Annotated in this window: 20 protein-coding genes and 1 pseudogene; 14 read left to right on the forward strand and 7 right to left on the reverse strand. The window is 71.6% G+C overall.

What is annotated here, in order from left to right:
* Positions 1-141 precede the first annotated feature (141 nt).
* The 5 genes from aroH (at position 142) to der (ending at position 5,128) form a co-directional block, all read left to right on the forward strand.
* Entirely contained in the window at positions 142-504 is a 363-nt protein-coding gene (gene aroH, locus ABTX62_RS35285) for a chorismate mutase (RefSeq protein ID WP_031106761.1), read from the forward strand.
* Positions 501-1,586 (forward strand): prephenate dehydrogenase, encoded by a 1,086-nt coding sequence (locus ABTX62_RS35290; protein WP_352120009.1) that lies wholly within the window; start codon positions 501-503, stop codon positions 1,584-1,586. Before aroH ends, ABTX62_RS35290 begins: the two co-directional genes overlap by 4 nt.
* 644 nt (positions 1,587-2,230) lie before the next feature.
* Positions 2,231-2,911, forward strand: coding sequence for a (d)CMP kinase (gene cmk, locus ABTX62_RS35295; RefSeq protein WP_502998073.1), 681 nt, complete (start codon positions 2,231-2,233; stop codon positions 2,909-2,911).
* Positions 2,908-3,555, forward strand: coding sequence for a lysophospholipid acyltransferase family protein (locus ABTX62_RS35300; RefSeq protein ID WP_283973243.1), 648 nt, complete (start codon positions 2,908-2,910; stop codon positions 3,553-3,555). The genes cmk and ABTX62_RS35300 overlap by 4 nt, the downstream gene beginning before the upstream one ends.
* 79 nt (positions 3,556-3,634) lie before the next feature.
* Positions 3,635-5,128: a ribosome biogenesis GTPase Der gene (gene der, locus ABTX62_RS35305; RefSeq protein ID WP_352120011.1), complete on the forward strand. Its 1,494-nt coding sequence runs from the start codon at positions 3,635-3,637 to the stop codon at positions 5,126-5,128.
* 61 nt (positions 5,129-5,189) lie between these two features.
* On the opposite strand, the gene ABTX62_RS35310 is transcribed toward der, so the two are convergent.
* Both ABTX62_RS35310 and ABTX62_RS35315 read right to left on the reverse strand, forming a co-directional pair.
* Positions 5,190-5,588 (reverse strand): hypothetical protein, encoded by a 399-nt coding sequence (locus ABTX62_RS35310; protein ID WP_352120012.1) that lies wholly within the window; start codon positions 5,586-5,588, stop codon positions 5,190-5,192.
* 85 nt (positions 5,589-5,673) lie between these two features.
* Entirely contained in the window at positions 5,674-6,456 is a 783-nt protein-coding gene (locus tag ABTX62_RS35315; protein WP_352120013.1) for a DUF8842 C-terminal domain-containing protein, read from the reverse strand.
* 487 nt (positions 6,457-6,943) lie between these two features.
* Between ABTX62_RS35315 and ABTX62_RS35320 the strand changes: the two genes are divergently transcribed.
* Entirely contained in the window at positions 6,944-7,984 is a 1,041-nt protein-coding gene (locus ABTX62_RS35320; RefSeq protein ID WP_352120014.1) for a helix-turn-helix transcriptional regulator, read from the forward strand.
* On the opposite strand, the pseudogene ctaD reads toward ABTX62_RS35320, so the two are convergent.
* Positions 7,983-9,554: pseudogene (ctaD, locus tag ABTX62_RS35325) on the reverse strand (aa3-type cytochrome oxidase subunit I); the annotation flags it as partial. The gene ABTX62_RS35320 and the pseudogene ctaD sit on opposite strands and share 2 nt — an antisense overlap.
* Positions 9,555-9,979: 425 nt before the next feature.
* On the opposite strand from ctaD, the gene ABTX62_RS35330 reads away from it, so the two are divergent.
* Positions 9,980-10,195: an I78 family peptidase inhibitor gene (locus ABTX62_RS35330; protein WP_283973238.1), complete on the forward strand. Its 216-nt coding sequence runs from the start codon at positions 9,980-9,982 to the stop codon at positions 10,193-10,195.
* A 75-nt stretch (positions 10,196-10,270) separates the two neighbouring features.
* Here the strand turns inward: ABTX62_RS35330 and ABTX62_RS35335 are convergent, their stop codons facing one another.
* Both ABTX62_RS35335 and ABTX62_RS35340 read right to left on the reverse strand, forming a co-directional pair.
* The gene (locus ABTX62_RS35335) at positions 10,271-11,263 is read right to left on the reverse strand and encodes a phosphatase PAP2 family protein (protein ID WP_352120015.1); all 993 of its coding nucleotides are present in this window, start codon (positions 11,261-11,263) and stop codon (positions 10,271-10,273) included.
* A gap of 227 nt (positions 11,264-11,490) precedes the next feature.
* Positions 11,491-12,687, reverse strand: coding sequence for a putative hexosyltransferase (locus tag ABTX62_RS35340; protein ID WP_352120016.1), 1,197 nt, complete (start codon positions 12,685-12,687; stop codon positions 11,491-11,493).
* A gap of 262 nt (positions 12,688-12,949) precedes the next feature.
* Here ABTX62_RS35340 and ABTX62_RS35345 point away from each other — a divergent pair, with 262 nt between their 5' ends.
* The gene (locus ABTX62_RS35345; protein ID WP_352120017.1) at positions 12,950-14,551 is read left to right on the forward strand and encodes an MFS transporter; all 1,602 of its coding nucleotides are present in this window, start codon (positions 12,950-12,952) and stop codon (positions 14,549-14,551) included.
* A gap of 101 nt (positions 14,552-14,652) precedes the next feature.
* Positions 14,653-15,843 carry an acyl-CoA dehydrogenase family protein gene (locus ABTX62_RS35350; protein WP_352120018.1) on the forward strand — a complete coding sequence of 397 codons (1,191 nt, stop codon included), beginning with the start codon at positions 14,653-14,655 and terminating at the stop codon, positions 15,841-15,843.
* 49 nt (positions 15,844-15,892) lie between these two features.
* On the opposite strand, the gene ABTX62_RS35355 is transcribed toward ABTX62_RS35350, so the two are convergent.
* A complete protein-coding gene (locus ABTX62_RS35355; protein WP_352120019.1) occupies positions 15,893-16,330 on the reverse strand; it encodes a cell division protein SepF in 438 nt (145 codons plus the stop codon).
* A 290-nt stretch (positions 16,331-16,620) separates the two neighbouring features.
* On the opposite strand from ABTX62_RS35355, the gene ABTX62_RS35360 reads away from it, so the two are divergent.
* From ABTX62_RS35360 to ABTX62_RS35380, 5 genes are all read left to right on the forward strand, one after another.
* Positions 16,621-17,871, forward strand: a complete 1,251-nt coding sequence (locus ABTX62_RS35360) for a DUF5685 family protein (protein WP_352120020.1) — start codon at positions 16,621-16,623, stop codon at positions 17,869-17,871.
* An 863-nt stretch (positions 17,872-18,734) separates the two neighbouring features.
* Complete coding sequence (locus ABTX62_RS35365; RefSeq protein ID WP_283973232.1) at positions 18,735-19,640, forward strand: S1 family peptidase; 906 nt, start codon at positions 18,735-18,737, stop codon at positions 19,638-19,640.
* 366 nt (positions 19,641-20,006) lie between these two features.
* The gene (locus tag ABTX62_RS35370) at positions 20,007-21,089 is read left to right on the forward strand and encodes a S1 family peptidase (protein ID WP_352120021.1); all 1,083 of its coding nucleotides are present in this window, start codon (positions 20,007-20,009) and stop codon (positions 21,087-21,089) included.
* Positions 21,090-21,799: 710 nt separating this feature from the next.
* Positions 21,800-25,324: a DNA polymerase III subunit alpha gene (locus ABTX62_RS35375; protein WP_352120022.1), complete on the forward strand. Its 3,525-nt coding sequence runs from the start codon at positions 21,800-21,802 to the stop codon at positions 25,322-25,324.
* Positions 25,321-26,304 (forward strand): DNA polymerase Y family protein, encoded by a 984-nt coding sequence (locus tag ABTX62_RS35380; RefSeq protein ID WP_352120023.1) that lies wholly within the window; start codon positions 25,321-25,323, stop codon positions 26,302-26,304. Before ABTX62_RS35375 ends, ABTX62_RS35380 begins: the two co-directional genes overlap by 4 nt.
* A gap of 16 nt (positions 26,305-26,320) precedes the next feature.
* Here ABTX62_RS35380 and ABTX62_RS35385 read toward each other — a convergent pair whose 3' ends face one another.
* Entirely contained in the window at positions 26,321-26,695 is a 375-nt protein-coding gene (locus ABTX62_RS35385; protein WP_352120024.1) for a cupin domain-containing protein, read from the reverse strand.
* Between the last annotated feature and the right edge of the window lie 77 nt (positions 26,696-26,772).

A 26,772-nucleotide genomic window follows, 5' to 3' on the forward strand; every position in this document is an offset into this window, starting at 1 on the left:
GCCCTCGTACTGGGTGTACTTGGGCTTGCGCCCGGTGCGGCGAGAGTGCGTGCCGGGCGTCGCGACGGGGCGAACGTTGCCTGCCGCGGCACTAGGCTGGCCGGAGGCAGAGCGACACATACGTGAGCAAGGAGCATCGCCGTGGCGGTACGAGCGGTCCGGGGCGCCGTCCAACTCGAACGGGACGAGGCCGGGCACATGGACGAGCAGGTCGGAGCCCTGCTCACGGAGATCCTCGAGCGCAACGATCTCGCCGCCGACGACCTGATCAGCATCTGGTTCACGGCCACGCCCGACCTGCACAGCGACTTCCCGGCGGCCGCCGCCCGCAAGCTGGGCATCGTCGACGTCCCGCTGATCTGCGCCCAGGAACTGGACATCGAGGGTGCCATGCCGCGCGTCGTCCGTGTCCTCGCGCACATCGAGTCCGACCGGCCCCGGGCCGACATCGCCCACGTCTACCTCGGCGCCGCGGCCGCCCTGCGCAAGGACATCGCCCAGTGAGAACCGCACTCGTCATCGGCACCGGCCTCATCGGCACCTCCGCCGCCCTGGCCCTGTCCCAGCGGGGCGTCACCGTCCACCTCGCCGACCCCGACCCGGAGCAGGCCCGTACGGCGGCCGCGCTCGGCGCCGGGACGGACCAGGCGCCCGACGGATCCGTCGACCTCGTGATCGTCGCCGCCCCGCCCGCGCACGTGGCCGACGTGCTCACCGACGCCATGCGCCGCGGCGCGGGACGCGGCTACCTCGACGTCGCCAGCGTCAAGGGCGGGCCGCGCCGCGAGCTGGAGGAACGCGGCCTCGACCTGACCGCGTACATCGGCTCCCACCCCATGTCGGGGCGGGAGAAGTCCGGCCCGCTGGCCGCGACCGGGGACCTCTTCGAGGGCCGCCCCTGGGTGCTGACCCCGACCCGGGACACCGACACCGAGGTGCTGAACCTCGCCCTGGAGCTGGTCTCCCACTGCCGCGCGGTGCCGGTGGTGATGGACGCCGACGCTCACGACCGTGCCGTCGCCCTCGTCTCCCACATGCCCCATCTGGTCTCCAGCCTGGTCGCCGCGCGGCTGGAGCACGCCGAGGAGGCCGCCGTACGGCTGTGCGGACAGGGCATCCGGGACGTGACGCGGATCGCCGCCTCCGACCCCCGGATGTGGATCGACATCCTCTCCGCGAACCCCGCGCCCGTCGCCGACCTGCTCACGGACGTCGCCGCCGATCTGGAGGAGACCGTGCGGGCCCTGCGCGCCCTGCAGTCCTCCGACGAGCACAAGCGCCGCGAGGGCGCCGGCGGGATCGAGGACGTGCTGCGGCGCGGCAACGCCGGGCAGGTCCGCGTCCCCGGCAAGCACGGGTCCGCGCCCCGGGCCTACGAGGTCGTGGCCGTGCTCATCGACGACCAGCCGGGACAGCTCGCCCGGATCTTCGCCGACGCGGGCATGGCCGGCGTCAACATCGAGGACGTACGGATCGAGCACGCGACGGGTCAGCAGGCGGGTCTGGTGCAGTTGATGGTGGAGCCGAAGGCGGCCCCCGTGCTGAGCGCCGCGCTGCGGGAACGGGGCTGGGCGCTCCGGCAGTAGCTCCGGCAGCAGGAGGCCGGCCGGTTCGTGCGCCGCGTCCGGGGACCGCCGCCCGACCCCCGCCTCGGCCTGAACGGCCTCGTCCGCAGGCGCCGGCCGGGCGGGACGCGGCTGAGCGCCCCCGTCGGCTGTGCGAGGGGAGCGGTCCGGGTGGTCGCCGCTCCGCCGGGCGCCACATCGCCCGGTTCCGGCATCCGCCGCCGGTGCCGTCGTCCATCGCGTGGGGGACGGCTGGGCCGGATGGGGCTTCATCGTCGTCGGCCTCGTGCCGGGCGGGGCGGGGGCGGCCGGGTGGTGTCGTCAGCCGTGCCGGAGGGGACGGGGGGGCGGGTGTGGCCGGGTGGTGTGGCCGGGCCCGCGCCGGGCGGGGTGTATGGCCGTGGGCGGGTGGTGTCGTCAGCCTCGTGCCCGGCGGGTTGGGCCGGACGGGACTGCGCATCGTCGTCAGTGCGCGCCGGACGGGGCGGGTGGGGCGGCCGGGTGGTGTCGTCAGCCGTGCCGGAGGGGACGGTGCGGCAGGCGCCGCTCTCCGCCGCGGGGCGCTGCCGTGGACGCGCGGCCGGACGAGTGACCCGCACCCAGTAACCTTGTGCGGGGCACTCGCGCCCTCACCCCCGCCGAGCCCGGTTCAGGAAGGTCCCCCTGTGGAAAGCGCCACGCCAGTGATTGTCGCCATCGACGGCCCGTCCGGCACGGGCAAGTCGAGCACCTCGAAGGCCGTGGCGGCGCAGCTCGGGCTGAGCTACCTGGACACCGGCGCCCAGTACCGGGCGATCACCTGGTGGATGGTGCACAACGGCATCGACATCGACGACCCGGCGTCCATCGCCGCCGCCGCGGGCAAGCCCGAGATCGTCTCCGGAACGGACCCGGAAGGGCCGACCATCACCGTCGACGGCGTCGACGTGGCCGGTCCGATCCGCACCCAGGAGGTCACCTCCAAGGTCAGCGCCGTCAGCGCGGTGCCCGAGGTCCGCGCCCGGATCACCGAGCTGCAGCGGTCGATCGCCGCTTCCGCGGCGCAGGGCATCGTCGTCGAGGGCCGGGACATCGGCACCACGGTGCTGCCCGACGCCGACCTCAAGATCTTCCTCACCGCCTCCGCCGAGGCCCGCGCCGCCCGCCGCAGCGGCGAGCTGAAGGGCGCCGACGTCCACTCCACCCGCGAGGCCCTGATCAAGCGGGACGCCGCCGACTCCAGCCGCAAGGCCTCCCCGCTCGCCAAGGCGGACGACGCCGTCGAGGTGGACACCACCGCGCTCACCCTGGCCCAGGTCATCGAGTGCGTCGTCACCCTCGTCGAGGAGAAGCGGGCCGGAAAGTGACCGAACTGCCATCGGCGCGGGGCGCCGAGGTCGGGCGGCGCATCGGCGTCGGCCTGATGTACGGGCTGTGGAAGCCGCGCGTGCTCGGCGCCTGGCGCGTGCCGGCCAGCGGCCCGGTGATCCTCGCGGTCAATCACTCCCACAACATCGACGGCCCGATGGTCATGGGCGTGGCGCCCCGGCCGACGCACTTCCTGATCAAGAAGGAGGCGTTCATCGGGCCGCTGGACCCCTTCCTGCTCGGCATCGGGCAGGTGAAGGTCGACCGCACCACCACCGACCGCACGGCGATCACCCAGGCGCTGGGCGTCCTGGCGGGCGGCGGCGTGCTCGGCATCTTCCCGGAGGGCACCCGGGGTGAGGGAGACTTCGCCTCACTGCGCGCCGGGCTCGCCTACTTCGCCGTGCGCAGCGGCGCCCCGATCGTCCCGGTGGCCGTGCTGGGAAGTTCCGGGAAGCGGGGACGGTTGATAAAGGGGCTGCCACCGCTGCGCTCGCGCGTCGACGTCGTCTTCGGCGAGCCCTTCGAGGCGGGCGACGGCAGCGGCCGCCGGACACGCAAGGCGCTGGACGAGGCGACCGGGCGCATCCAGAAGCAGCTCGCGGCCCACCTGGAAAACGCCAGGCGCCTCACCAGGCACTGAGCGACACTGAGTAGTGGATCAGCCCGAACACAGCGGGTACTCCACCGACCACCACGATGAACGACGAGGTACGGACTTCATGAACGACCACATCCAGCCCGACGGCTCGGACGCGTCCGAGGGCGCGTACGAGCACGACCACGGGGCGCTCGGCGACGCCGAGTTCGCGGAGTTCATGGAGCTCGCCGCGGAGGAGGGCTTCGACCCGGAGGACGTCGAGGGCGCCCTCGAGGCAGCGGGCCACGGCCCGCTGCCCGTGCTCGCCGTCGTCGGCCGCCCCAATGTCGGCAAGTCGACCCTGGTGAACCGCATCATCGGGCGCCGCGAGGCCGTCGTCGAGGACAAGCCCGGCGTCACCCGCGACCGCGTGACCTATGAGGCCGAGTGGGCCGGCCGCCGCTTCAAGGTCGTCGACACCGGCGGCTGGGAGCAGGACGTGCTCGGCATCGACGCCTCCGTGGCCGCCCAGGCCGAGTACGCCATCGAGGCCGCCGACGCGGTCGTCTTCGTCGTCGACGCCAAGGTCGGCGCCACCGACACCGACCAGGCAGTCGTCCGGCTGCTGCGCAAGGCCGGCAAGCCGGTCGTGCTGTGCGCCAACAAGGTGGACGGCCCGAGCGGCGAGGCCGACGCGTCCTACCTGTGGTCGCTGGGCCTGGGGGAGCCGCACCCGGTCTCCGCGCTGCACGGCCGGGGCACCGGCGACATGCTCGACCAGGTCCTGGAGGTGCTCCCCGAGGCGCCGCGCCAGACGTTCGGCGCGGGCGGCACCGGCGGACCGCGCCGCATCGCCCTGATCGGCCGCCCGAACGTCGGCAAGTCCTCCCTGCTGAACAAGGTGGCGGGTGAGGAGCGCGTCGTCGTCAACGAGCTGGCGGGCACCACCCGTGACCCGGTCGACGAGCTCATCGAACTCGGCGGGGTCACCTGGAAGTTCGTCGACACGGCGGGCATCCGCAAGCGTGTCCACCTCCAGCAGGGCGCCGACTACTACGCCTCGCTGCGCACGGCCGCGGCCGTCGAGAAGGCGGAGGTCGCGGTCATCCTGATCGACGGCTCCGAGTCCATCTCGGTGCAGGACCAGCGGATCGTGACCATGGCCGTCGAGGCCGGCCGCGCGATCGTCCTCGCGTACAACAAGTGGGACACCCTCGACGAGGAGCGCCGCTACTACCTGGAGCGGGAGATCGAGACCGAGCTCGGCCAGGTGGCGTGGGCGCCGCGGGTGAACGTCTCGGCGCGCACCGGGCGGCACATGGAGAAGCTGGTCCCCGCGATCGAGACGGCCCTGGCGGGCTGGGAGACCCGGGTGCCGACCGGCCGGCTGAACGCCTTCCTCGGCGAGCTGGTCGCCGCCCATCCGCACCCGGTCCGGGGCGGCAAGCAGCCGCGCATCCTGTTCGGCACCCAGGCGGGCACCAAGCCGCCGCGGTTCGTGCTGTTCGCCTCCGGCTTCATCGAGGCGGGCTACCGGCGCTTCATCGAGCGCCGCCTGCGTGAGGAGTTCGGCTTCGACGGGACGCCGATCCACATCTCCGTGCGGGTGCGCGAGAAGCGCGGCAAGAAGAAGTAGCACGGAACACCGGAAAGGGCGGCCCCGAACGGGGCCGCCCTTTCCGGTGTCCGGTGCTCGCTCAGACGCCGCCGCGCCGCCCCGGCGGCAGCGCGGCCGGTACGTAGTGCATGCCGGTGCCGTGCGCGATGGTCCCGACGCGTTGCCAGTGCGGCTGCTGTCCCGCGGCATGGCGGGCGCTCTGGGCACCCGCGCTGTAGGCGCTGTACGAGCCGCCGTACGTCCCCCCGTACGAGCCGCCGTATGAGCCCGAGCCGTGCGGGGGGTTCCCGAAGGCGGTGAAACCCAGCTTCTCCTCGCCACTGCGGTCGCCGGGGAGTGCGCGGAAGGACTTGACGTACTCGGCGTAGAGCGCGTCGTAGATCGGCGTGGCCGATGGGCCGCCCTGGGAGTCCTGAGCCGATCGCGCGGACGGGATCGGCGAGAAGGACTGGCGGCGGGAAACGTCGTATGCGTGCACGTATGTCCAAACGACCCCGCGGGTCAAGGGATGCGGCCCGGATACGGCTTTCGCAGGTCTACGGCATGCGCGGGTGACGCGCGGCTCAGATGCCGGCCAGCGGCAGCACCGAGGCGACCAGCTTCCCGTTCGCCGCCGCCTTGTCCAGTGCGTCCCGCAGCAGGTCCTCGCGCGGCTGGCGGCCGATCGACCCGGCGGGTGCGGCGAACATCAGCACCTGCTGGTGCTTGTTGGCGGCCGCGCGCCAGCCCTCGGTCACCTGGAGCGGCTGGTGAGCCTGCCACCAGGCCACCGGCCGGCCGCCGTTGGCGCCCGGCTGGAGCACCGCGTGCAGCTGGCCCACGGCGAGCAGCACCGACCAGCCGTGCAGGACCGGCGGTACGGCCGACAGCTCGGTCAGCGGCAGGAAGCCCTGTTCGATGAGCAGCGGCAGGAAGTCGTCGTCGGCGCCGGTCGTGCCGGGCCGGGCGATGGGCCCGGTCGGCTCCACCACCAGGGCCGGGTGCAGCTCGCCGGCGACCAGGACGAGCCCGCTGGTCACGCCGAGCACGGCCTGCTCGGGCACCACCTTGTCGGGCTCCGGGTCGACGGTGTCGCCGGCGATGGACTTCACGGCGCCCCGCAGCTGCTCCTCGGTGACCCGCACGATCTGCGAGGGCAGGCAGCCGGCGTGGGCGAAGGCGAGGACGGCGGTCTCGTCCCCGATGAACAGCACGGTGCTGGTGCGCTCCTGCTCGGAGTTGCCCGGAGTGCGGCAGGACGTGCAGTCGTAACTGCCCGGGGCGGTCTCTCCGGCGAGCAGGCGGTCGGCTTCTTCGTCGCCGATCTCGGCGCGTACCTCGTCGCTGACGTCGAGCATGCGCGGCACGGGTGGCTCCCTCGGGGATGCGGTGCGTGGCAAAGCCGGGTGGCTCCCGGCCCGTGGTCCGGGTAGGTCCCGGCTCATGACGATGACAACGGGCGATCTGTGGCGGGAGTCACGCCCCGGGGCGAACGGAATCGAACCATCCAGCGCACAGGGTCACGCGCGGCGCGGAATCGCGTACTTGCCGCCAAATCCGCGCTGACTGACGGGTGTTGAGGAAGTGAAGTGGGTCACAGGGCGAGAGGGAGGTTGGTCGACAAATCCGGAAATCCGCGAATGAAGTGGGTGGCCGGAAATCGCCGTTACTCAAGGTACCGGTGAACTGGCCTGCTCCGACAGGCGACTGGTCGATGCCGGGCCCTCTGCCTCCTCGGATTCCTCCGCCGTGTGCAACGAGCACCGCTCGGGCGATTCCAGGTTCCATCGTCCCGCGACTGCCCGACCGGCCTTGAGGACAGTGGCTGTCCGCAAGGCCTGGCAGACTCGCCCCATGTTGGAGACCTCGGCCCGCCTGCTCCGTCTGCTGTCCCTGCTCCAGGCCCACCGCGAGTGGTCCGGCCCCGACCTGGCCGACCGGCTCGGTGTCAGCGCCCGCACCCTGCGCCGGGACGTGGACCGGCTGCGGGAACTCGGCTACCCGGTCAACGCCAGCCCCGGCACCGGCGGCGGGTACCAGCTGGGGGCGGGCGCCGAACTGCCGCCCCTGCTCCTGGACGACGACGAGGCCGTCGCCGTGGCGGTCGGACTGCGCACGGCCGCGGGCCAGGGCATCGACGGCATCGGCGAGACCTCGGTCCGGGCCCTCGCCAAACTGGAGCAGGTGCTGCCGAACCGGCTGCGCCGCCGGGTGAGCGCCCTGAACGCCGTCACCGTGCCGATGCTGCGCAGCACGCTGCCCTCCTCGGTCGACCCGGCCGTGCTCACCGAACTCGCCCACCTGTGCCGGGACGCCGAGCGGCTGCGCTTCGAGTACCGCGGCCACGACGGCACCGCCACCCGGCGCACTGTCGAACCGCACCGCCTGGTGTGCACCGAGCGCCGCTGGTACCTCGTCGCCTGGGACCTCGACCGGGAGGACTGGCGCACCTTCCGCGTCGACCGCATCACCCCGAAACCCCCGCACGGCCCGCGCTTCGTCCCCCGCGACCCGCCTGCCGAGGACCTGGCCGCCTACGTCTCCCAGGGTGTCTCCACGCGCGTGTACGCCACCCACGCCCTCGTGCGGCTACTGGCGCCCCTGGAGGAGGCCGCCGCGCACATCTCGCCTTCCGCCGGGGTGCTGGAGGCCGAGACCGAGGACACCTGCCTGCTGCGCTGCGGCGCCGGCAGCCTCGACGTGATGGTCATCCACGTCGTCATGCTGGGCTTCGAGTTCGAGGTGGTGGAGCCCACCGAACTGATCGAGGCGGTCAGGAGGACGCGCGACCGGCTTGATGGGGCTCTGGCTCGGGCTGCGCAGTCACCGCCGCGTACTGGGGATGGTGCAGGTCGAACGCCGGCGACTCGGAGCGGATCCGGGGCAGCGTCGTGAAGTTGTGCCGCGGCGGCGGGCAGGAGGTCGCCCACTCCAGGGAACGGCCGAAGCCCCAGGGGTCGTCGGCCTCGACCTTCTCGCCGTACCTCGCGGTCTTCCACACGTTGTAGAGGAACGGCAGCGTCGACATGCCGAGCAGGAAGGCGCCGATCGTCGACACCGTGTTGAGCGCGGTGAAGCCGTCCGCGGCGAGATAGTCCGCGTACCGGCGGGGCATGCCCTCGGCGCCCAGCCAGTGCTGCACCAGGAACGTGGTGTGGAAACCGACGAACAGCGTCCAGAACTGGATCTTGCCGAGCCGTTCGTCGAGCAGCTTCCCGGTGAACTTGGGCCACCAGAAGTAGAAGCCCGCGAAGATCGCGAAGACGACCGTGCCGAAGACGACGTAGTGGAAGTGCGCGACCACGAAGTACGTGTCCGTCACATGGAAGTCCAGCGGCGGCGACGCCAGGATCACCCCGGTCAGCCCGCCGAACAGGAACGTCACCAGGAACCCCGTCGCCCACAGCATCGGCGTCTCGAACGACAGCGAGCCCTTCATCATGGTGCCGGCCCAGTTGAAGATCTTCACACCCGTCGGCACCGCGATCAGGAAGCTCATGAAGGAGAAGAACGGCAGCAGCACCGCGCCGGTGGCGAACATGTGGTGCGCCCACACGATCATCGACAGGCCGGTGATCGCCATCGTCGCCCCGATCAACGTCAGATAGCCGAACAACGGCTTGCGGCTGAAGACCGGGATGATCTCCGTGATGATGCCGAAGAACGGCAGCGCGATGATGTAGACCTCGGGGTGGCCGAAGAACCAGAACAGGTGCTGCCACAGGATCGCCCCGCCGTTGGCCGCGTCGAACACCTGTGAGCCGAACCGCCGGTCCGCCTCCAGCACCAGCAGTGCCGCCGCCAGCACCGGGAACGCCATCAGGATCAGGATGGACGTGAACAGGGTGTTCCACACGAAGATCGGCATCCGGAACATCGTCATGCCCGGGGCGCGCATCCCGATGATCGTGGTGATGAAGTTGACCGCGCCGAGGATCGTGCCGAAGCCCGACAGCGCCAGCCCCATGATCCACAGGTCGGCCCCGAAGCCCGGCGTGCGCTCCGCGCTGTTGAGCGGGGCGTAGGCGGTCCAGCCGAAGTCCGCCGGCCCGGAGGGCACCAGCAGCGAGCCGAGCACGATCAGCCCGCCGAACAGGAACAGCCAGTACGAGAGCATGTTCAGCCGCGGGAAGGCGACGTCGGGCGCGCCGATCTGCAAGGGCATCAGCTCGTTCGCGAAGCCCGCGAAGGTGGGGGTGGCGAACAGCAGCAGCATGATCGTGCCGTGCATCGTGAACGCCTGGTTGAACTGTTCGTTGTTGATGATCTGCAGGCCAGGACGGGCCAGCTCGGCGCGCATCAGCAGCGCCATCACCCCGGCGACCAGGAAGAACACGAACGCCGTGATCAGGTAGAGATGGCCGATCTTCTTGTGGTCCGTCGTCGTCAGCCAGTCGACCACCACCCGGCCGTGCCACGTGCGCGGCGCGGGCGGTGCCCCCGCCTGTACGGTCTGCGTCCCCATCGCTCGCTCGCCCCTTCGCTCATCGCGTACCGGGCCCGCCGCGGCCCGCGCCTCACGTACCCCCGAGCTCACGCCATGATGCTCGCGTCACCGCGCGCTCCGACAGGGGGCGTACCGTCCTCTTCGCGCCGAAGCCATGTATTTCCCGAAGCACGCCGACTCCGCCGGGCGGGTCCGGAACCGGAAGGGAAAGGAGTTCCGGAGGCGATTTTCCCGGCGCTTTCCGCGGGGCTTTCCATGAGCTCATGCGACACGCGGAAATGACGATCGAATGCCTGCGGAAGGCGTACGGAACCGCTCGTCCGTGTGACGGGCTGCACCCGAAGCGCCTGTCGTGATCTTGTGACAGAAGCGTGACCGGAGGCGGACAGTGACCGGACGGGCCCGGACTTCCACGGTCGCCGGGCAGGACATAGCGTGGCGGCATGGCACCCAATCCGACACCTTCCGCGGAACCCGACGACAGCCCGGACACCTACGTCGGCCTGGAGGCCGGCCGGGCCGAACACCTCGCGCGTGAGCGGGGCTGGCCGACGGTGCGCTCGCTGCCGCCGGGGGCGATCATCACGATGGAGTACCGCGTGGGCCGGCTGAACTTCGAGGTCAGGGGCGGCCGGGTGGCGCGGGCCTGGAAGGGCTGAGGCAGGACGAAGGCCCCGGTTCCGTCGGGAACCGGGGCCTTCGCCCTGCCGGACGGGGTGCGTACCGTCCCGCGCTCAGCCGCCGGTCAGGGGCCGGGCCGACGGGGTCGAACCGCGCGGATGGCGCTCAGGGTGCGGCGGGCGGCGGCTGCCGACCGGGGTGACCGGAGCGCGCTCGGAACGGGTGGTGTGCGGGCCCGGAGCAAGGTAGGCCGGGGCCCGGGGGGAGCGGACCGCGACGTCCTCCCGCTCGGGCAGCGGCGTGACCGACGCGGGCGGCGCGCCGGCCGGGGCGGCCGAGGTGCCTCGCCAGCGGACCAGCAGACGGTCGCGCAGGTCGAAGATCCAGGCTTCGGCGCGCGCGATCAGCGGTTCGAACCACGGCAGGCCGAGCAGGATCAGCAGACCCGCGGCCCAGCCGAGCAGCACGTCGCTCAGCCAGTGCGTACCGAGGTAGACGGTGGCCATCCCGACGCCGAGCGAGGTCACCGCGGACACGGCGGACAGCCAGCGCTGCGCTCTCGCACTGGAGGCCAGGTAGGCCAGGATTCCCCAGGTCACCACGGCGTTGGCGGTGTGACCGCTCGGAAATATATCGCCGCCGAGCCACATCTCGTTCGCGCCGATGGTGGTCGCGTAGTGCGGCCCGAGGCGGCCCATGCCGTACTTGGCGGCACCCACCGTGATGTTCAGCAGCAGCAGCGAGACGCCGAGGGCGAGCAGCGGTCGCAGGGTGTGCTGCCGCCAGGAGCGCCAGCCCAGCCAGGCCGCGACCATCACGGCGGTCGGGCCGCGCTGTCCGAGGACCACGTAGTAGTCGACGAACCAGTGGATCTGCGACCACTGCTGGTACGGGCGGAAGAACATGACCTGCCAGTCGAGCCGGACCAGCCAGGACGTGATCACCACGGCCCACACGATCGCGCCGTAGAAGGCCAGGGTCCCCGCGAAGAGCACGATGCGGTGCCTGCTCATCTTCGGCACATCGATGTGGGCCGGTCGTTCCGGCTCACGGTCCAGCCGGGCGAACACCCGGTCCAGACGGGTGAGCTTCGGTTCGGTACGCACCCAATCGACGTTACAGCGAGTGAGCTCGGATCCCGGGCGAATCAACGGCTTTGTGATGACGATGTGATGTGGGATTCCTCTCAGGAGGAGGTTTATTTCCAGCGAATGCGCTATCGCAGAGGGCTGCGACCTTCAATTCCTTTGATCATTCCGGAGGCGGGTTATATTGCGCTTTTGAATTCGTTCACCCGGGCATGGTGCGTGATTCCCCTGGCGCTCACAGCGGGTCAGGGCGGACCGGAGCCGTTCAGCCAGAACGCCCCGTACACCGCGGAGGCCACTCCGACGGCCCCGAGTACCGCTGCTGACCTGCGCGTAGGGGTCTTCGCCAGGGCCAGTGCCAGGGGCAGCAGCAGCGGGAAGGCGGGCATCAGCAGACGCGGTTTCGAGCCGAAGTAGCTCGACGCGCACAGGGCGAGCGCCGTCACGAGCCCCGTGTAGACCAGCAGCGGCAGCGGCTGGCGCTGACGTACTCCGGTCACATACAGCCAGACGACTGACGCGACCCCCAGGACCAGCCCCACACCGGCCAGGGCCGACGGGAACGACGTGAACTTGTCGGCGACGAACCGGCCGAAGGCGTAACCACCGTCGAAGCCGTTGCGCCACCCGGCCTGGACGTCGAGATAACCCAGCGGCCCCCTGCCGGTGTGATGCCCGACCCAGAGCACGTAGCCGGCGGTGCCGAGGGGAGCCAGGAGCATGCCGAGGAAGCGCCGGCCACGGGTTGCGGGCGCGCCGGCGCGTGGCGCGCTCCGCGCGCCGTCCGGCTGGGCCGCGCCTCCGTCCCGTACGAAGGAGGCCACCGCCGCCACCCACACCGCCGCCACCACGGCGAGTCCCACCGGACGAGTCAGCCCCGCCGACAGTGCCAGCGCGCCCGCCGTCACCCAGCGGCCGGTCAGGACCGCGTACAGCGACCAGGCCGCGAGGGCCGTGAACAGCGACTCGCTGTACGCCATCGACTGCACGATGCCCACCGGCAGGACGGCCCACAGCAGCACCGCGCACACCCCGGCCCGGCGGCCGTACACATGGTCGGCCACGGCGAAGACGCCCCAGGCCGCGGCGAGCGAGGCGCACAGGCTGACCAGGAACCCCCCGTCCGCGTACGACAGCGGCGACACCGCCGCCACCAGCCGCTCCAGCCAGGGCAGCAGCGGGAAGAACGCCAGATTCGAGTGCACGTCCCCGTTCGCCAGGCGCACCTCGTAGCCGTAGCCGAGCTCGGCGACCCTGACGTACCAGAGCGCGTCCCAGCGGGCCGTCAGCAGTGTGTACGCGTTCTTGTCCCGCGCCGCGCTCCACAGGAACAGGGCAAGCAGGCCCAGCGCGCGGACGGCCGCGTACCCGGCGAGCGCCGGGGCCGCCCGGCGCAGCGCCCCGGCGCGGGACGGGGCCGCGCGCGTCTCGAGAACGGTCACGGGCCCGATTATCGACCCGGGCCGCAACCGTCCGGCCACCCGGTGCGTCGACGAGGTCGGAGGCAGTGGCGTACGCCACATCCGTCCGCTCAAGGTGTGAGAGGTCCGCCACTGGCCTCCGGCGGGGACTCGCGTACGCTGACGTGTCACTCGCTGTTCGTTTGCGCGGGCCGGAGACCACGCTCTTCTCCGGCCGAGTCGCGGGGGCGTCCCCCACCCCGCGAGCCCGCCGATCGCGAGGGAACATCTGGGAGGTACGTACATGTCCGGGACGACCACGGCCGCCGCTGTGCTGCGCCGTCGGGCGGCCGGGGCCGGTGCCGACCGCTGGGTGGTTCTCGTCGTCCTCTGCGTCAGCCTGCTGCTGGTCGCCGTCGACGCCACCGTGCTGCATGTGGCGGTCCCCGCCGTCACCGAGGACCTGAAGCCCGGCGGGATGGAGCTGCTCTGGATCGTCGACGTCTACCCACTGGTCTGCGCCTCGCTGCTGATCCTGTTCGGCACCCTGGGCGACCGCATCGGCCGCCGGAGAGTCCTGCTCCTCGGATACGCGCTGTTCGGCGTCGCATCGGGCCTCGCCGCCCTGGCCCAGAGCGCCGAGGTGCTGATCATGGCGCGGGCGCTGCTCGGCGTGGGCGGCGCGATGATCATGCCCGCGACCCTGTCGATCCTGCGGCAGGTCTTCCCGGACCGGCGCGAGCGGGCGCTCGCGATCGGCATCTGGAGCGCCGTGGCCGCGGTGGGCGCGGCGGTCGGGCCCCTGCTCGGCGGCTTTCTGCTGGAGCACTTCTGGTGGGGGTCGGTCTTCCTCGTCAACATCCCGTTGATGCTGGTCAGCCTCCCGGTGGGACGACTGCTGCTGCCCGAGTCGAAGGGCGACCGCGAGGGCCCGTGGGACGTCGTCGGTGCGCTGATGGCGGCGGCCGGGCTGTTCGGTGTCGTGCTGGGTGTGAAGGGGCTCGGCAGCGGCGGGTCGGTGGGCAGCCTGCTCACCGTGCTGCCGTTGGCGGTGGGCGCGGTCCTGCTGGCCGGCTTCGTCCGGCGGCAGCGGCGGCGGACCTGTCCGCTGGTGGACCTCAAGATGTTCGCCCGGCCTGCGTTCAGCACATCCGTCGGGTGCATCGTGCTGGCGATGCTCGCGCTGGTCGGCCTGGAACTGATCGCGGCGCAGTACCTGCAACTGGTGCTCGGGCTGTCACCGCTGGAGACCGGGCTGCGGCTGCTGCCCCTGACGTTCGCGGCGATGGCGGCCGGGCTGGCCGGGGCGCGGATGCTGCGGCGGTTCGGGCCGCGGCGGATGGTGTGCACCGGGTTCTGCGTCACGGCGTTCGCGGTGGTGCTGCTGACGGCGCTGGGCCGGACGGACGAGTGCGCGCTGATGCTGAGCGGGTTCGTGCTGCTCGGCTTCGGGCTGGAGACGACGCTGTTCGGGGCGTACGAGTCGATGCTGAGCGAGGCCCCGCAGGAGCAGGCCGGCGGTGCGGCGGCGATCGGGGAGACCTCGTACCAGCTCGGAGCCGGGATCGGGATCGCGCTGCTCGGCACGGTGATGAACGCGGCCTACGCGCCCGGGCTGTCGGGCGTTGCGGGTGTGCCGGCCTCGGCGTCCGCGTCCGCGGCCCATTCGCTGGGGGAGGCGTACGAGGTCTCCGCGCGGCTGGGCGGGCCCGCCGGTGCAGCGTTGCGGCATGCCGCCCGGGACGCGTTCGTGCACGGGCTGCATGTGACGTTGCTGGTGAGCGCGGGACTGCTGCTGCTCGGCGCGGTGATGGCCTTGCGGCTGCCGCGGGTCATGCAGTGCGAGCCGGGCCCGGTGGACCTGCCGGCCCCCCGGGACGCGGCGGACTCACGCGTCTCGGTGTGACGCCCCGCTCCCGGTTTGCGGCTACGGGTGGTGCCGGGGCGGGTGGGCGTCGTAGCGTCTGGTGAGCGGTGCTAGTTAAAGAGTCTCGGAGGGCGTCGATCATGTCCGGTTCGTCCAAGCTGCCTCCCTTCGATCCCGCCGACCCCCTCGGTCTGGACGACCTGCTGGAGCCGGAGGACCTCGGGATCAGGGACACCGTGCGGGCCTGGGCCGCCGACCGGGTGCTGCCGTACGTCGCCGAGTGGTACGAGAAGGGGGAGCTGCCGGGCATCCGGGAGCTGGCCAAGGAACTCGGCGGCATCGGCGCCCTCGGCATGTCCCTGGACGGGTACGGCTGCGCCGGGGCGTCCGCCGTGCAGTACGGACTCGCCTGCCTGGAGCTGGAGGCCGCCGACTCCGGCATCCGTTCCCTCGTCTCCGTGCAGGGCTCCCTCGCCATGTACGCCCTGCACCGGTTCGGCAGCGAGGAACAGAAGCAGCGGTGGCTGCCGCGCATGGCCGCCGGCGAGGTCATCGGCTGTTTCGGGCTGACCGAGCCCGACCACGGCTCCGACCCGGCCTCCATGCGGACGTACGCCAAGCGCGACGGCTCCGACTGGATTCTCAACGGCCGCAAGATGTGGATCACCAACGGCTCGGTCGCCGGAGTCGCGGTCGTGTGGGCACAGACCGACGACGGCATCCGCGGCTTCGCGGTGCCCACCGACAGTGACGGGTTCTCCGCACCCGAGATCAAGCACAAGTGGTCCCTCAGGGCCTCGGTCACCAGTGAGCTCGTGCTCGACGACGTCCGGCTGCCCGCCGATGCCGTCCTCCCGGAGGTCACCGGTCTGCGAGGACCCCTCAGCTGTCTCTCCCACGCCCGCTACGGAATCGTCTGGGGCGCCATGGGCGCGGCCCGCAGCAGTTTCGAGGCCGCGGTCGACTACGCGAAGTCACGGGAGCAGTTCGGGCGGCCCATCGGCGGCTTCCAGCTCACCCAGGCCAAACTCGCCGACATGGCGGTCGAACTGCACAAGGGGATTCTGCTCGCACATCATCTGGGGCGGCGTATGGACGCCGGCCGCCTGCGTCCGGAGCAGGTCAGCTTCGGCAAGCTCAACAACGTCCGCGAGGCGATCGAGATCTGCCGCACGGCCCGGACCATTCTCGGCGCCAACGGGATCTCGCTGGAATATCCCGTGATGCGGCACGCCACCAACCTCGAGTCGGTGCTCACCTATGAGGGCACCGTCGAGATGCACCAGCTCGTGCTGGGCAAGGCGCTCACCGGACTCGACGCCTTTCGGTAGACCGGTCCGGTAACCCTGCGCGGGGGCAGGGCCGGTGAGCGGCCCTGCCTCAGCTCTGGTTGAAGAAGCCGTCCGCGCGGTGCGCGGCCGGGTCGCCGTTGACGATCTCGGTGTTGGCGGGGGTCAGCAGGAACACGCGGGTCGACACTCTCTCGATCGAACCGCGCAGGCCGAAGATCAGCCCGGCCGCGAAGTCGACCACGCGCTTGGCGTCGGAGGCCTCCATGGCCGTGAGGTTCATGATGACCGGCACACCCTCGCGGAACAGCTCGCCGATGGCGCGTGCGTCCCGGAAGCTGTCCGGGGTCACCGTGCCGATGCGGCGGCCCTTCTCCTCGGCGACGTCCGAGGCCACCTTGACGCGCGGATCAGTGACCCAGGCCTCCCCGGGCTCGGTCCCGTCGGAGTAGTCGTCGTCGTAGTAACGCTCGTCTTCGTTGTCGTCGACGAGGCCAAGCCAGGCACTTGCCTTGCGTACCGATCCCATGGACGCCTCCTCTCACAGCGGTCTTTCTGCTTTCCGCATCCCTATGGTCGTCCATGATGCGGATGGCGCGCCAAGTGGATAGACGCCGCACGGGGGGTTTGTGACGGTACTGGTGCACAGCGAATCCGTCGAGAGTCCGTGTGTCCCAAGGGCCGTTTCCCAAACGGCTGCTGACTGTGAGTGAAATATGATTCTTCTCGCCGTACGGGTGACGGCCGGGGCGTACGGGTGAATGCGTGCACCGATACGATGCCGCAGCTCAGCATCGTTACGAAGCTCGGGGGAGCGTTGTGTTCGGAATCGTCAGGCCCTGTAGACACCGGCTCGGAGAGAAGCTCACGAGCCAGTGGATGGCGCATTTGTGCGGGCTCTGCCTCGCACTGCGCGGTGACCACGGACAGTTCGCGCGGATAGTGACGAACTATGACGGACTGCTCATATCGGTTTTGACGGAAGCTCAGACGGAGAGTGACGGTGCCGGGCGGCGAAAGGCCGGACCGTGCCCGCTGCGCGGCATGCGCACCGCCTCCGTCGCGCACGGCGAGGGGGCCCGGCTGGCGGCAGCCGTCTCCCTGGTGCTGGCCTCGGCGAAGGTGCGCGACCACGTCACCGACGGTGACGGGCTGTTGGCCCGCAAACCGGTGGCGCGTGCCGCGCGCCGGGTCGCAGCGAGCTGGGACACGGCCGGAGCCCGGACCGGCACCGCCGTGGGATTCGACACCGCCCTCCTGGTGGACGCCGTGGACCGGCAGGCCGGGATCGAGGCGCTGGCCGGTCCCGGGACGCCGCTCCTGACGGTCACCGAACCGACCGAGACCGCGACCGCCGCCGCCTTCGCGCACACGGCGATCCTCGCCGGCCGGCCGCGGAACGCCCAGCCGCTCGCCGAGGCCGGACGGCTCTTCGGGCGCCTCGCGCATCTGCTGGACGCCGTGGAGGACCAGCACGCTGACGCGACGTCAGGCGCCTGGAACCCGATCGCGGCGACCGGCACTCCTCTGGCGGAGGTCCGCCGGATCGCCGACGACGCGGTGCACGGTGTCGGGCTGGCGTTGCGCGACGTCGAGTTCGCCGACGCGCGACTCGTCCATCTGCTGCTCGTGCACGAACTGCGGCGCTCGGTGGACCGGGCCTTCGGCACGGTGCCGGTGTGCGCCTCCCCCCAGGGCGGCGGGCCCTACGGACAGCAGGGACCCCACGGACAGCAGCCGCCAGGGCCCTACGGCTCCCCGCAGCACCCGTACGCCGGCGGCGGCGGAGATGCGTACGCCGGTGGCGGAGGGGTAATCGGCGGAGACGGGTTCGGTGGCGGCGGTTTCGCCGGGGGTGGTTTCGGCGGGAATGGTTTCGGTGGCGGCGCGCCGGTGCCGCAACCGCCCCGCCGACGTGGGTTCTGGGCCGGCTGCGGGATGTTCTGGCTGCTGTGCTGCACCTGCAAGCTGTGCTGCGCCAAGGAGTACGAGGGGCCGTGGTCGCGGAAGAGGCGCGAAGGTGCCTGCCGGGACTGCGACTGCGACGGGTGCGACTGCTGCTGCCCCTGACGCGGCGGACCCGCCACCGTGTGGCAGGGCCGCCCGGGTGACGACGGACGCGTCCCAGGGCCGGCGGCGGCACGAGCGGCGCGTCGTGTCGATGCGGGCGCCGTACGAACCGCTCGCGCTCACCGGCGCTCTCCCTCAGGCATGAGGGCTTATCCGGACGGTTGACTTCCGGACATCCCCGGGCCCTGGCGGGCCGACGACGGCGCGGTCGGCCGACCGCGCCGGAAGCGGACGCGCTCACCGTGGACGGGCAGTCCTTCGACGGTGAGGTCCGGCTCGCGGCCGACCCCGGCCCCGCGCGCGGCGCTTGGGTGGCGCGCGGCGAGCCATGGCTGGTCGTGCTGGTGCGCGAGAGGGCGGGGGCGCATGCTACTGCGCCCCCGGAGTCCTCCGCGCACCGGGTGTTCCGCGCCTTCGGGGGCACGCGTACGACCTGCGTCGGACGTTCCGCACCTGGCGGGGCACGGGTACGACCCGCGCCGGGCGGTGCCGGGGCGCTTCACGCCGTACGACATCTGCCGCACGGTCAGGATGGCGTACGCCGCCCTTTCGCCGACCGCTTCGTCTGGACCTTTCGCCGCCGAGAACACCCTGGAGGCCGAGGTCGCGGCGGGGGAGCGTGCGCTGGTGCGAGGAGCGGGCGCCGGGCCCGGAAGCCGGCCACGAGGCGGCTTCGTCAAGAACTCCCAAAGGTTGAAGTCCGAAAGGCACTCTTGCGCCGACCGGCCGTTCGGCCGAATACTCCCCCTCAGCGCTTGTCAGGGGCACGGCATGTCCGGAATCCGGACGGCTGGTCTCTGACTGCGCCTCACGGGCCCACAACCCCACGAGGGCCCCCGACTTCCTTTGTGGAGGAACGAAAAGTGAGGATCAAGCGCACCACCCCCCGCAGTGGCATTTCGAGACGGACCCGGCTGATCGCCGTTTCCACCGGCCTCGTCGCCGCCGCAGCGATCGCGATCCCCAGCGCGAACGCCTCCGACGCCCCCACCACCTTCAGCGCCGCCGAACTCAAGAGCGCCAGCGGTTCCTTGCTGAAGGCCGACGTCCCGGGCACCGCCTGGGCCGTCGACAGCAAGACCGACCGCGTACTCCTGACCGTCGACAGCACGGTCACCCAGTCCGAGATAGCGAAGATCAAGCAGCAGGCCGGCGCCAACGCCGACGCGCTCACGATCAAGCGCGTCCCCGGCAAGTTCAGCAAGCTCATCCAGGGCGGCGACGCCATCTATGCGAGTAGCTGGCGCTGCTCCCTCGGCTTCAACGTCCGTGCCAGCAACGGCACCGAGTACTTCCTGACCGCCGGTCACTGCACCGACGGCGCGGGCACCTGGTACTCCAACTCCGGCCGCACCTCGGTCATCGGCTCGACCGCCGGCTCCAGCTTCCCGGGCAACGACTACGGCATCGTGCGCTACAGCGGGTCCGTCAGCCGCCCCGGCACCGCGAACGGCGTGGACATCACGCGCGCGGCCACCCCGAGCGTGGGCACCACCGTCATCCGCGACGGATCCACGACCGGCACGCGCAGCGGCCGTGTCACCGCCCTCAACGCCACCGTCAACTACGGTGGCGGCGACATCGTCTCCGGCCTGATCCAGACCACCGTCTGCGCCGAGCCCGGTGACTCCGGCGGTTCGCTCTACGGCAGCAACGGCACGGCGTACGGTCTGACCTCCGGCGGCAGCGGCAACTGCTCCTCCGGTGGCACGACGTTCTTCCAGCCCGTCACGGAGGCCCTGAGCGCCTACGGCGTCAGCGTCTACTAGGCCCCCGGCGGCAGTTCGCGGCACCTTGTGGCCCCCGCACGCACCGCGTGCGGGGGCTTCACGCTGGGTGCGGGCGTCCTTCCGGGAAGGGCGGCGCGGGGTGAAATCCGGCCATGGGCAGACCGCGTAGAGTGCGCGCACATTACTCGCGCGTAATGTTTGCAGTCAGAACGTGCGGGGATTGGGTCCGATTTGACCGTGAGCGGTCAACTTGAGGGGTGCGCGAAGCGCCGTCTACGCGCGTCTCGAACTCACCCTTGTGTGCTCCCCGTTGCCCTCGGAATAGTGGGCGCTCGTCAACGAGGCCCTTCCGGCCCGTGAGGTCCCCACAACCTCTCGCGCCGACCCCCCACAGGAGGACAGAAGTTGAAGCACCGACGCATACCCAAGCGGCGTGCGGCCGTGGCAGGTGCGGGCATCACCGCACTCGTCGCCGCGGGAGTGACGTTCCAGACCGCGAACGCCAGTGAGACACCTGAGGCGTCCGCACCCCGGGCCCTGTCGGTCACGGCGGCCGGAAAACTCGCCTCGGCGCTGGCCGAGGACCTGGGCGGTGACGCGGCCGGGACCTACTACGACACCAAGAGCAAGAGCCTCGTGGTGAACGTGCTCGACGAGGCCGCTGCGCAGGCCGTCGAGAAGGCCGGCGCCAAGGCGAGAGTCGTGGCGAACTCCCTCACCGAACTCGACAGCGCTCGCAGCACACTGAAGCAGGACGCGACGATCCCGGGTACGGCCTGGGTGACCGACCCGACGACGAACAAGGTCGTCGTGACCGCCGACCGCACGGTCTCCGAGGCCGAGTGGGCGACGCTGACGAAGGTCGTGGACGGGCTCGGGGCGAAGGCCGAACTCAAGCGGTCCAAGGGGGAGTACAAGCCCTTCATCGCCGGTGGCGACGCGATCACGGGCGGCGGCGGGCGCTGCTCGCTCGGCTTCAACGTGGTCAAGGGCGGCGAGCCGTTCTTCCTGACCGCCGGGCACTGCACCGAGGGCATCTCCGCCTGGTCGGACTCCAGCGGCAAGGCGATCGGCACCAACGCGGACTCCAGCTTCCCGGACGACGACTACGGGCTGGTCAAGTACACCGCGGAGGTTGCCCACCCGAGTGAGGTGAACCTGTACGACGGGTCCACCCGGAAGATCTCGGGCGCCGTGGACGCGACCGTCGGCATGGCGGTCACCCGGAGCGGATCGACCACGCAGGTGCACGAGGGCGAGGTCACGGGACTGGACGCCACCGTGAACTACGGCAACGGCGACATCGTCAACGGGCTGATCCAGACCGACGTGTGCGCGGAGCCGGGTGACAGCGGCGGGTCACTGTTCTCGGGCGACAAGGCGGTCGGGCTCACCTCCGGCGGCAGCGGTGACTGCACCTCGGGCGGGGAGACGTTCTTCCAGCCGGTGACCGAGGCGCTGTCGGCGACCGGGACGCAGATCGGCTGACACGCTGAGTGTGAAGTCCCGCCCCTTGTGCGAGGGGCGGGACCTTTTTTGCGGGTATTTCCGGTGGAGGTGCGCGTCGTCTGCGCCTGTTCGCCGGGTGGTGGGTCAGACCGCACGGGGGGAACGCGTCCGCTTCGCCTGACCGCCGGGTGCGGGGCGGGCCGCGCCGGGGGTGCGCGTCTTCGCCTCGCGCCGGGTGGTGGGTCGGGGCAGCGTCGGGGGGTGTCCGTCCTCGGAACGGCGCGATGGGCTCGGACGCCGACTGACTGTTCGTCGACGCGCCAACCGCTGCGGGCGGACGCCCCCCGCCACGTCCCCTTCGCGCCGTGCGCGGGCACGCCGCCGGTGACCTGGAGGCGGACCCCGCCGGTCTGCTCCACGCGGGTCGAGGTGGAGGTGAGGGCCGGGTGGGCGTCCGTGTCGAGGAAGTCGGCGCCGCGCGGACGCCGGTGACGCGTGGCGTTCGCGGGTCTGGGCGCTCGTCGCACGCCGACGACGAGCAGGGTGGCCCGCGGGGTGACGGCGTCTCTCACCTCGGCGCGGAACGGGCTGTGCGGCATGCCTCCACGGTCGGGGGCCACAGGTGTTTCCGCAGGTGGGACGGGGTCGAACGGATGTCGTACATACATTCGAGGATGGGGGTATGGTGGGGGTGTTGCTGGGAACAGATGTTCGAGAGCTGGTGTGGCTCACGAGTGCGGGAGGTGCGTGTGCCGGGGTTCACGCATCTGCACACCGTCTCCGGATTCTCGGTGCGCCATGGAGCCTCGCACCCGGAGCGGCTGGCCGAGTGTGCCTCCGAGCGGGGCATGGACGCCCTGGCGCTGACCGATCGCGACACGCTCGCCGGCGCGGTCCGGTTCTCCAAGGCCTGCGGGAAGACGGGGGTCCGTCCGCTGTTCGGGGTCGATCTGGCCGTGGCGGGTGCGGAGCCCGGGGCCGAGCAGCGGGGGCGGCGGCGCCGGACCCCGGTGCGGGGTGGTGCCTTCGTCGACGAATCGGCCCCTCGTGTGATCTTCCTCGCCCGGGACGGTGCCCGGGGCTGGGGGGAGCTGTGCCGGCTCGTCTCGGCCGCCCACGAGGGGGAGAGGACGACGCCCCTGCTGCCCTGGGGGAGCCGTCCTGCCGAAGGGCTGACCGTGCTGCTCGGACCGGAATCGGATGTCGGACGCGCCCTGGCCGCGGGGCGGCCCGACCGTGCGGCCCGGCTGCTCGTGCCCTGGCGGGAGAACTACGGCGACGACCTGCGGCTGGAGGCCGTTTGGCACGGTCGGAAAGGTACAGGGCCCGGGTCGCTGCGGCTGGCCGCCCGTACCGTCGGCTTCGCCGCCGAGCAGCGGATCCGGCCCGTGCTCACCAACGCGGTGCGGTACGCCGACCCGGGGCTGGGGCCCGTCGCCGACGTCCTGGACGCCGCCCGGCGACTGGTGCCCATCGATCCGGCCGGGGAGCTGGACTCCGGCGAGGCGTGGCTCAAGGACGCCGGGGACATGTTCCGGGCGGCGGAGCGGATCGTGGAGGCCGCGGGGTTCCGGCGGGAGACCGCTCACCGGCTGGTGGAGCAGACGGAGGCCACGGCCGCCGAGTGTCTGGTGGACCCCGAGGGCGATCTCGGGATCGGCACCGTCCACTTTCCCGAGCCGCATCTGGTCGGCGCCGGACGCCGTACCGCCCAGCGGACGCTGGCCTCGCGGGCGGCGGCGGGGATGGTGCTGCGCGGGTACGACCGGCGGCGGGAGTACTGGGAGCGGATGCACCATGAGCTGGAGATCATCGCCCACCACGGATTCGCCTCCTACTTCCTGACCGTCGCCCAAGTGGTCGACGACATACGCGAGATGGGTATTCGGGTGGCCGCCCGGGGGTCCGGGGCCGGGTCGCTCGTCAACCATCTGCTCGGGATCGCGCACGCCGACCCGATCGAGCACCGGCTGCTGATGGAGCGGTTCCTGTCGAAGGAGCGGGTCGTGCTGCCCGACATCGACATCGACGTGGAGTCCGCGCGCCGGCTGGAGGTCTACCGCGCGATCATCGACCGGTTCGGCACCGAGCGGGTCGCGACGGTCGCCATGCCGGAGACGTATCGCGTACGGCACGCCATCCGTGACGTGGGGGCCGCCCTGTCCATGGACCCGGCCGAGATCGACCGTATCGCCAAGTCCTTTCCGCACATCCGGGCCCGGGACGCCCGCGCCGCGCTGGCGGAACTGCCCGAGCTGCGCGCGCTGGCGGGGGAGAAGGAGAAGTACGGCAGGCTGTGGGAGCTGGTCGAGGCGCTGGACGCCCTGCCGCGCGGGGTCGCCATGCACCCGTGCGGGGTGCTGCTGTCCGACACCTCCCTGCCGGCGCGTACCCCGGTCATGCCGACCAGCGGCGAGGGCTTTCCGATGTCGCAGTTCGACAAGGACGACGTCGAGGAGCTCGGGCTGCTGAAGCTCGATGTGCTGGGTGTGCGGATGCAGTCGGCCATGGCGCACGCGGTGCAGGAGGTGGAGCGGGTCTCGGGGAAGAGGGTCGATCTGGACGCGCTGTCGCCGGACGACCCCGCGACGTACCGGCTGATCCAGTCCACCGAGACGCTCGGGTGCTTCCAGATCGAGTCGCCCGGGCAGCGGGATCTGGTGGGGCGGCTCCAGCCGGCCGGCTTCCACGACCTCGTCGTCGACATCTCACTGTTCCGGCCCGGCCCGGTCGCGGCCGACATGGTGCGGCCGTTCATCGAGGCGCGGCACGGACGGGCGCCGATCCGGTATCCGCACCCGGATCTGGAGGGGCCGCTGAAGGAGACCTACGGGGTCGTCGTCTTCCACGAGCAGATCATCGACATCGTCGACATCATGACCGGCTGCGGGCGCGGCGAGGCCGACCGGGTGCGGCGCGGGCTGTCGGACGCGGAGTCGCAGGGGCGGATCAAGGTGTGGTTCGCGCAGCACGCGGCGGCGAACGGCTATGACGCGGAAACGATCCAGCGGACCTGGGAGATCGTCGAGGCCTTCGGTTCGTACGGCTTCTGCAAGGCGCACGCGGTCGCCTTCGCCGTGCCGACGTACCAGTCGGCGTGGCTGAAAACCCATCACCCGGCCGCCTTCTACGCGGGGTTGCTGACGCACGACCCCGGGATGTACCCGAAACGGCTGCTGCTGGCGGACGCGCGGCGGCGCGGGGTGCCCGTGCTGCCGTTGGACGTGAACACATCGGGAGTCGCCCATCGTATCGAACTGGTGTCCGGTAAATGGGGACTGCGGCTGGCGCTCTCCGATGTGCACGGCATCAGCGAGGCCGAGGCGGCGCGGATCGCCGAGGGGCAGCCGTACGCCTCGCTGGTCGACTTCTGGGAGCGGGGCCGCCCCAGCCGTCCGCTGGCCCAGCGGCTCGCGCAGGTGGGAGCGCTGGACGCGTTCGGCGCCAACCGCCGGGATCTGCAACTGCATCTGACCGAGCTGCACCGGGGTGCCCGGGGTGCGGGCGGCGGGCAGCTCCCCCTGGCCGGAGGCCGGAAGACCGCTCCGGCCGGGCTGCCCGACCTCACCTCCTCGGAACGGCTCAGCGCCGAGCTGGGCGTGCTGTCCATGGACGCCTCACGCAATCTGATGGACGACCACCGGCAGTTCCTCGACGAGCTGGGCGTGGTGTCGGCGCGGCGGCTGCGCGAGGCCCGGCACGGGGAGACGGTGCTGGTCGCGGGCGCCAAGGCGGCCACCCAGACACCGCCGATCCGGTCCGGCAAGCGGGTCATCTTCAGCACCCTGGACGACGGCACGGGCCTGGTCGACCTCGCCTTCTTCGACGACTCCCACGACGTCTGCGCCCACACCGTCTTCCACTCCTGGCTGCTGCTGGTGCGCGGGGTGGTGCAGCGCCGCGGTCCGCGCAGCCTCAGCGTGGTGGGCGCCGCCGCCTGGAACCTCGCGGATCTGCTGGACGTGCGCCGGGAGGAAGGGCTGGAGGGGGTCGCGGCCCGGCTGGCCGGCCCCGGCGGAGGCGATGCCGGTGATGAGGGTTCCGGCGATGACGCTTCCGGCGGCGACGGCGAGGGGGCCGCGCGCCGGCGGCTCGCCGGGTCGGACGGAGCGCCCGCGTCGACGGGCTCCGCGGCCAGGGATCCGATGGAGCAGCGGAAGATCCGCATGCCCACGGGGTACGAGATGCACCCCTGGGCCGATCTGCGTCCGGCGGGCGAAGGGCCCGCGAACACGAGGAAGTTGTGGCACCAGAGTCCGGGGAGTGCGGGATGACCATCCTCTGCGTACGTTTCCAGCTGCCTCCGGCGAGCGAGGCCGACCTGCCCCACCTGCTCGGGATGCTCGAGGAGTTCACCCCTGTCGTCCAGGCCCTGCCACCGGACGGGGCGCTGGCCGACCTGCGCGGCGCCGAGCGGTACTTCGGGCGGGACGCCGTCGAACTGGCCTCGGTGATCCGGGTGCGGTCACTCGCGCTGTACGGCGTCGACTGCGTGGTCGGGGCGGGGCCCGGGCCGATGCTGGCCCGGATGGCGCTGCGCGACGCCGTGCCCGGGGTGACGTGTGCGGTGCCCGGCGAGCCGGGCGCCATCAGGGAGTTCCTCGCGGACAAGCCCGTCGCCGAGCTGCCCGGTGTGGGCACCGCGACCGCCCGCACGCTGGGAGACTACGGTCTCGACACCCTCGGCCGGGTCGCCGCCGCACCGCTGTCCACGCTCCAGCGGCTGGTCGGTGCCAAGGCCGGCCGCGAGCTGCGTGAGAAGGCGAACGGCGTCGACCGCGGACGGGTCGTGCCGAACGCCGTCTCCCGGTCCCTCGCCACGGAACGCCCCTTCGGACGCGACGAACTGGACCCGGACCGGCACCGCCGGGCGCTGCTGTCGGCCGCCGAGGAGATCGGTGCCCGGCTGCGTGCCCTGGAGAAGGTCTGCCGCACGCTCACCCTGACCGTGCGCTACGCCGACCGGTCCGCCACCACCCGCAGTCGCACCCTGCCCGAACCGACCGCGCACTCCCCGGCGCTGACCAGGGCCGCGTACGGCATGTACGAGGCGCTCGGACTGCAGCGGGCCCGGGTGCGGGCGATCGCACTGCGCGCCGAGGGGCTCGACCCCGCCGACCAGGCCTCCCATCAGCTGACCTTCGACCCGGTGGACGAGAAGGTCCGCCGTATCGAGGAGGTCGCGGATCGCGCGCGAGCCAAGTTCGGGCCACGGGCGGTGATGCCCGGGGGGCTAGGGGGGCGGGCGGCGTAGAGCCTTCCGCGTGACGTCAGTTGGCCCACGGCGGCATGATGCGGGTGCCGTCGGCCAGTCGTGCCTCCAGGCCGATCGAGGTGGTGACCCAGGAGGACGCGGTCCGGTCGGTCGGGTTCTCGACGGTCAGGGTGGCGCCGGGGTTGATGATCACCGTGTCGCCCGCGGCGATCCGCTCGGTGCGGCCGTCGAGGGTGATCAGCAGTTCGCCGTCGAGCAGATGGAAGATCTCCTCGCGGCTGACCGTGTGCGCGGGTGCCTTGAGGCCGGGCGGGATCTCGCCGCGCCAGGCGCACAGCTCCTCGCTGCCGCTGCTCGGGGTGGCGTACGAGACGAAACGGGCGCCGTGGATCTCGTGGGTGACGGCTTCGGACGAGCGGACGACGGGCATGAGGCCTCCAAGTGGTGGAGGGGGGTTTAATGATTTTTTGGTGATAAGCCATGGGTGGGGGCTGGGAGGGGCCCCGC

Origin of the sequence: Streptomyces sp. NPDC096046 (assembly GCF_040303285.1) — a bacterium.
Taxonomy (GTDB): domain Bacteria; phylum Actinomycetota; class Actinomycetes; order Streptomycetales; family Streptomycetaceae; genus Streptomyces.